This is a genomic window from Providencia sp. UF-224 (assembly GCF_058245955.1).
In genome coordinates this window covers 56,501-62,742 of the sequence record NZ_JBSICC010000023.1, presented here as the reverse complement: position 1 = coordinate 62,742, position 6,242 = coordinate 56,501, and the positions used below count along the sequence as shown (strand labels likewise).

7 protein-coding genes are annotated in these 6,242 nt (G+C 43.6%); 3 read left to right on the top strand and 4 right to left on the bottom strand.

Annotated elements, in window-relative coordinates:
• A partial coding sequence (locus AC4IFO_RS17775; protein ID WP_490736374.1) for an Rpn/YhgA-type helix-turn-helix domain-containing protein occupies positions 1–296 on the top strand: 296 nt, incomplete at its 5' end.
• Between the two features lie 105 nt (positions 297–401).
• On the top strand, positions 402–632 hold the full coding sequence (locus tag AC4IFO_RS17770; RefSeq protein WP_490736373.1) for an Rpn/YhgA-type helix-turn-helix domain-containing protein: 231 nt from the start codon (positions 402–404) through the stop codon (positions 630–632).
• A 130-nt stretch (positions 633–762) separates the two neighbouring features.
• Here the strand turns inward: AC4IFO_RS17770 and tusA are convergent, their stop codons facing one another.
• A complete protein-coding gene (gene tusA, locus AC4IFO_RS17765) occupies positions 763–1,017 on the bottom strand; it encodes a sulfurtransferase TusA (protein ID WP_219244631.1) in 255 nt (84 codons plus the stop codon).
• Positions 1,018–1,183: 166 nt separating this feature from the next.
• Here tusA and AC4IFO_RS17760 point away from each other — a divergent pair, with 166 nt between their 5' ends.
• Positions 1,184–1,852 (top strand): 7-cyano-7-deazaguanine/7-aminomethyl-7-deazaguanine transporter, encoded by a 669-nt coding sequence (locus AC4IFO_RS17760; RefSeq protein WP_219244632.1) that lies wholly within the window; start codon positions 1,184–1,186, stop codon positions 1,850–1,852.
• An 86-nt stretch (positions 1,853–1,938) separates the two neighbouring features.
• On the opposite strand, the gene glpC is transcribed toward AC4IFO_RS17760, so the two are convergent.
• From glpC to glpA, 3 genes are read right to left on the bottom strand one after another with little or no spacing between them, the layout of a single operon-like run.
• Positions 1,939–3,132 carry an anaerobic glycerol-3-phosphate dehydrogenase subunit GlpC gene (glpC, locus tag AC4IFO_RS17755; protein ID WP_219244633.1) on the bottom strand — a complete coding sequence of 398 codons (1,194 nt, stop codon included), beginning with the start codon at positions 3,130–3,132 and terminating at the stop codon, positions 1,939–1,941.
• Positions 3,129–4,424: a glycerol-3-phosphate dehydrogenase subunit GlpB gene (gene glpB / locus AC4IFO_RS17750; RefSeq protein WP_490736371.1), complete on the bottom strand. Its 1,296-nt coding sequence runs from the start codon at positions 4,422–4,424 to the stop codon at positions 3,129–3,131. The genes glpC and glpB overlap by 4 nt, the downstream gene beginning before the upstream one ends.
• Positions 4,414–6,069, bottom strand: coding sequence for an anaerobic glycerol-3-phosphate dehydrogenase subunit A (gene glpA, locus AC4IFO_RS17745; RefSeq protein ID WP_219244635.1), 1,656 nt, complete (start codon positions 6,067–6,069; stop codon positions 4,414–4,416). The genes glpB and glpA overlap by 11 nt, the downstream gene beginning before the upstream one ends.
• Between the last annotated feature and the right edge of the window lie 173 nt (positions 6,070–6,242).

Sequence of the window (6,242 nt, the reverse complement as noted above, 5' to 3'; positions counted from 1 at the left end):
TGAGCAGCATGCTTTATTGCAAATTGATTAAGTTAGCCTCAATCCCTTTTGAATATAGTGTTCAGCAACTGAGTGAAGCAACAGAAAAACATCAAGGGGTTATCATGAATATTGCACTGAGATTACAAGAAAAAGGCCGTAAAGAGGGCATTGAAGAAGGCATTGAAAAAGGACGAAAAGAAGCTTATGAACAACAACTTACCACTGCTCAATATCTTTTAAAAAGCGGTGTCGACTTGCAGTTAGTCATTAACAGTACAGGCTTAAGCCGTGAAGACCTCATGTCCTTGCAATAACTGAGCAGCATGCTTTATTGCAAATTGATTAAGTTAGCCTCAATCCCTTTTGAATATAGTGTTCAGCAACTGAGTGAAACAACAGAAAAACATCAAGAGGTTATCATGAATATTGCGCTAAGATTACAAGAAAAAGGCCGTAAAGAAGGTTTTGAAATAGGTTTTGAAATAGGTTTTAAAGAAGGATTTGAAATAGGCCTTAAAGAGGTTCATGAAGAATTTCGTAAACAACAACTTACCACTGCTCAATATCTTTTAAAAAGCGGTGTCGACTTAGAATTAATTATTAACTGTACAGGCTTAAGCCGTGAAGAGATAAATTCGACGTCAAAATAGATTAAGCATCTTTAAAAATAATCAATTAGTCTATTTAAAAAAACGTTACTTTTCATTGTTTAACTCTATACTGCGCAAGAACAGCTGCCGCCCCTAATGGCAACGGCCACACTGTTTCTCACACAATAACCTATAACCCGCTGGCTTTTTTACGCAACAAATAACGGTAAGGGGCGCTTTCCGCTTCAACCGCCAGCAAGTCATGCTCCATAAAACGGCAAAAACCGGGAATATCACGGGTCGTTGCGGGGTCATCGGCAATAATCAGTAACGTCTCGCCTTCTGCCATATTTCGCACAGTTTTACGCACTAACATCACAGGCTCTGGGCAGCGTAAGCCAAGAGTATCAAGGGTTTTGGTTGCGTTGGTAAATAAATCAGACATATAAACGACTTCTTAAAGAGATCAATAGATTGATTATATAATAAAACGCGCGTTGATGAATGAACAGTTTTGCTTTTGTTGCGCAACAGGCGTATGATGCGCTACTCCCGATTTAGGGATGAATTTCATGGGTTCCCTCACCCCATTGCGACTAAAAAGGTACAATATGTTTGATTTTACTGTGCAGCAAAAAGCCACTGCGTTAATTTGGCTATCTTTATTTCATATTTTAATTATTACATCCAGTAACTACCTTGTGCAGTTGCCGATTAATATTTTCGGCTTCCATACAACATGGGGTGCGTTTACCTTTCCCTTTATCTTTTTGGCCACTGACTTAACCGTCCGCATCTATGGCGCACCGCTTGCTCGGCGAATTATTACCGCAGTAATGTTGCCTGCTCTGCTGATTTCTTATGTTATTTCTGCGCTATTTTTCCAAGGTGAATGGCAAGGTTTTACCGCACTCTCTGAGTTTAACGTATTTGTTGCGCGAATTGCTGCCGCAAGTTTTATGGCATATGTACTTGGGCAAATTTTAGATGTCAGCGTTTTCAATAAATTACGTCAAAATGCACGTTGGTATGTTGCACCTGCTTGCGCCATGTTTTTTGGTAATTTAATTGATACCATCGCTTTCTTCTTTATCGCCTTTTTCCGCAGTAGTGACCCCTTTATGGCGGCAAATTGGGTGGAAATCGCATTAGTCGATTACGTCTTTAAGTTACTTATTTGCATGCTGTTTTTCTTACCTGCTTATGGCGTTTTACTGAATTTTATATTGAAATACTTCTTTGCGAATTCAGAAAAAAAACAATTAGTTCGTCAACATTAAGCATAAAAAAGGAGATAGCGAAATGCTATCTCCAACTGGGTTAAACTGAGCTAAAACAAAAAATAACAACCCTACAATTCAGTTAATTATAATGCCCTTGCTAAGAGCGAAATCGGGTGCTCGCATTTTTTACTTGTGGACATCTCTATTTGCCATTTACAGGTTTCACAGTCTGTAATAACCATATCAGCTCCGCTTTCCTCTATCTGACGGAAGAGCCCCGCACCAATACCTTGTGAAACTTCATAATTCTCTTTCTTAAACCCGTAAGTCCCTGCAATACCACAGCACTGGGAATCAAGCACGATCAACTCAACACCCGGTACACGTTTAATTAGCTCTAGCGTGTAGGATGTCCAACCCATTTTTTCCATATGGCATGGCGTATGGTAGGCCACTTTTAACGGGGTATGTTTCAGCTTGAGTTCGCGTCCTTGCTCTAACAAACGATAAATATAACGCGTTGCCAGCTCAATGTTGTCGCGCATTTCTGAGGTATCTACATCCAATACATGGGTATATTCATCACGGATGGTAAATGTACACGTTGAGGACGTCGCAACTACAGGTATATGTTTTTCGAGGATGGTTTCCTGAAGTGACTCTAAATTAACATTGGCTTGGCGTTTTGCTTGCTTCATAAACCCGTTGGCAATCAATGCGACACCGCAACATTTTTCACGTTTAAGCAGTTGTACACCAATGTTCATGCCATTAAAGACTTTAATTAAGTCTTTCCCTAATTGCGGGTGGTTGTAATTCACATAACAACCATGGAAAAAAGCCACTTGTTCTTCAAATTTAGCTTGCTCTGCCGCTTGTTTAGAATACCAACGGCGGAATGTGCCAAATGAATATTTTGGCAGTTCACGGCGATGGTCGATTTTTAACGCTTTATCCAGAATTTGGCGCACAGGTTTTAACCCGGTGATGGTATTTACCACTGGTGCAAATGGCGTAGAAAGCGAGCCCATTAAATCCGTATGGCTGAGGATTGCATCGCGAATTTTCGGTTTTTGCTGGCTGTAGGTATTTCTTGCACGCGCAATAATATCACCAATTTTCACATCCGATGGGCAAGCGACTTCACAGCGTTTACAGTTAGTACAATATTTCAGCGCTTCATCATAGAGCATTGGGTCTTTTAAGCGTAAGCGCTCACCGTCTGGCCCCGCTTGTTTTGGGCCCGGATACAATGGGTTCACTTTCGCAACGGGGCAGTATGTTGTGCACACCGTACATTTAATACAGCTTTCAAAGCTTGCATCTTGAATACTCATTGTGCCACCTCCGCCTGCATCGCTTTGTTTTTACTCACTTCATTAATGATCTCATTCGCGGCAAATAATGCGCTAATCATTGAAACTCCCGCACCGCAGCCTTGGGTTAATGGATCAAAGCCCCCGAGTACCGCACCTGCGACATACAGGTTTTCAATCGCTGCACCTGCTTTTTGAGCCCGCAGTTTTTCGTCTGTTTTCACGCCAAAGGCCATATAAGGTTGGGAAGCAAAAAACTCTTTATTAGTCCACTTCGCTCGCTCTGAGATTTCACATAAATCTAAATTCATCAGCGGCTCATACACACGGTCAAACTCAGCGACCAAGCCATTATTAAAGAAGCTACCTGTCGCCAACACAAAATGTTTAGCCTTGAGCGAAATATCCCCGTGATTACGTGTCTGCACAGACGCAATACGGCCTTCTGCATAATTTACTGACGTGACTTTATCCCCAGGCATGACAATCCCACCTTGGCGACGAAACTGGCGTAATAGCATCTCATGTAGGCGAATGCCTAATAATGATGGTGGCAAAGTGGGTAATAAATACAGTTGCTTACCTAATCGTTTCTGTAATTCCAACATCGGCTGTTCGCTGTCCAGCCCTATACAAGCAGGCATAAGGACAGCTTCGGCATCAGCAATTAATGGCGAAATTTCTTCAACGATTTGCGCCATGTTTTCCGGTCTATCAAGCCAGCGAGCGACATTAATCGCTCTAAATTCACTTGGATTTTCGCGTAGCCGGTCAAGTAGTGGCAAATGTACATAATGGGCACTAGCCTGTATTCCTTCACGCTGTAACTCATCAGCTACCATTTGTGGCTGAAAATCCAAGAACCCTTCAATACCGACAACAGCAATTTTACTGGCATCCATTTTTTGATGTAAGCCAACTGTAGGAACTGACTCAGGGCTCAGCCACGTCATACGTTTATGGCCTAACGGTGTGATGCGATAATGATTTTCTTCGCAAGAACCTTTTAAGCGAATTCCCGTTTGCTGCAAGATGGATTCTGCCATTCTAGCCAGTTCAGCAACGTGGTTTTCCCCCATCAAACTATAGGGGTGAAAAGGCGCTTGCGATTTTAACTCACCGAGCATTGTCAGTGGTTTTTCTGCAATTTGGCCATCGGGTAAATGGGTTAATAAATCCAATGAACCCGATGAAAAATGCAGTGCATTTTGCCCTGCACTCACCATTGCGCAAGACAGGCCAGACTGGGTTAGGCGAATACCGCAAAGCAGCCCCGCAAGGCCGCCTCCCATCACAACGACATCATATTTCATTATCCGCCTCCTTCTGAGATGCTTTGCCCAATGTGGCTTCATTCATCCCACATAACCCATGATAAACCCAACTGGTGAACTCACTTTCGCGCAATGCATCCCCCCAAGCGATGGGGCGCACGCCCTTCCAACGCTCATTGAGGAAATGACCTAGTTGCTGCTCAGTTTCATGCGGTGTCGTGACATTAAATCGATTGAGTAAACCTGCCGCACGACAAGCACACAGCTCTCCTTGGCAAGTTCCCATCCCTACGCGGGTACGACGGCGCAAATCCAATAAGTTGTTTACTGTGAGCGAATTGACGGCATAACGCACCTCTCCCGCGGTTACTGCTTCACATTCACACACTAAACTTTTATCTAAGCGATCAGTGCTTAAAATGGCAGATGCACGGTCACCGTGGCGGTAAACCGCAGAACCACGAATTGGTGCGGGAATGGAAACTACGTTGCGCAAGGCTTCTTCTGCACTGTGTTGAGAGCCCGGAAGTGGTGCTTCTGCTGTTGTACATTTTGCAGAATGTCCCAGTTTTTCACAGACTTTATCCGTTGCCCACTCCGCCATCAGGCGATAAGTCATTAATTTACCACCTGTAATGGTGATAAAGCCTTCCATTCCATCGCGTTTCGCATGGTCTAGAAGCACAATACCGCGACTAACATTTCGCCCTGAAGGGTCATCATCGCTAGCCACTAAAGGGCGAACCCCTGCGTAGGCACGTAAAATGCGCGTTGTCGCCAATGCAGGTGATAACATCGAACCTTCGCGAATAAGAATATCAACCTCTTCTGGAGTGACGTACATATTGTCGATTTGGTCATATTCAATGTGTGTGGAAGTCGTCCCAATTAGTGAGATCGTATCACCAGGCACTAAAATATCCGCATCCGCAGGTTTACGGCAACGGTTGATCACCATGTTATTTAACCGATGACCTAAAATGAGCAATGCCCCTTTTGCAGGGAACATTTTGATTTTTAGCTCGCCATATTCGGCAATTTTTTGCCCCCAGATCCCACCAGCGTTAACGACAATTTCGGCGTAAATGTCATACTGTTTTTTTGCTTGATGGTCGTACACAGTCACACCTCGAACAGTATCACCGTCGCGGATAAGGCCGATAACTTCATGGTAAGTCAGTACTTTTGCACCATGTTCTCTGGCATCTAGCATATTTGCAGCGGTTAGACGAAATGGGTCAACGGTACCATCAGGTACACGAACCGCACCAATTAAGGCAGGGTTGACCGATGGCTCAAGACGGATAGCCTCTGCGGGGTCAATGGCATTTGCGTCAATACCTGCACTTTGGCAAGCTGTGATAAATTTTTGCTGATAATCGAGGCTGTCTTCAGGCAAGGTAATAAATAAGCCATCCGTTCGCTCAATACAATGATGGGCGATCCGCTTTAAGATTTTGTTCTCTTCGATACATTCTCTTGCAGATTCGCTATCGGTTACCGCATAACGCGCGCCACTGTGGAGCAAACCGTGGTTTCGCCCTGTTGCGCCAGTCGCGATGTCGTGCCTTTCAAGTAAAACGGTTCTTAGACCTCGGCGAGCGCAGTCACGAGCGACTCCTGCACCTGTTGCGCCACCACCGATAATGATGACATCCGTTTCAGTCACAGATGAGCCATTCATGTCGCATCCCTCACATTAATAAACATTTCTATAATCGATAAGTATAGATTCTATTTTTATAATCTATTATTAAATATAGAGCAGAAACGCGATCAATGTTTGATAAGGAACAAAAACGAAAGCGATTTGTACATTTTCAGTGTTATAAAGAACAATATCGTGATGAAAGTCAC

Coding starts and splice junctions, on each gene's coding strand:
- AC4IFO_RS17770 (WP_490736373.1), top strand. CDS start 402: ATGAATATTGCGCTAAGATTACAAGAAAAAGGCCGTAAAGAAGGTTTT.
- tusA (WP_219244631.1), bottom strand. CDS start 1,017: ATGTCTGATTTATTTACCAACGCAACCAAAACCCTTGATACTCTTGGC.
- AC4IFO_RS17760 (WP_219244632.1), top strand. CDS start 1,184: ATGTTTGATTTTACTGTGCAGCAAAAAGCCACTGCGTTAATTTGGCTA.
- glpC (WP_219244633.1), bottom strand. CDS start 3,132: ATGAGTATTCAAGATGCAAGCTTTGAAAGCTGTATTAAATGTACGGTG.
- glpB (WP_490736371.1), bottom strand. CDS start 4,424: ATGAAATATGATGTCGTTGTGATGGGAGGCGGCCTTGCGGGGCTGCTT.
- glpA (WP_219244635.1), bottom strand. CDS start 6,069: ATGAATGGCTCATCTGTGACTGAAACGGATGTCATCATTATCGGTGGT.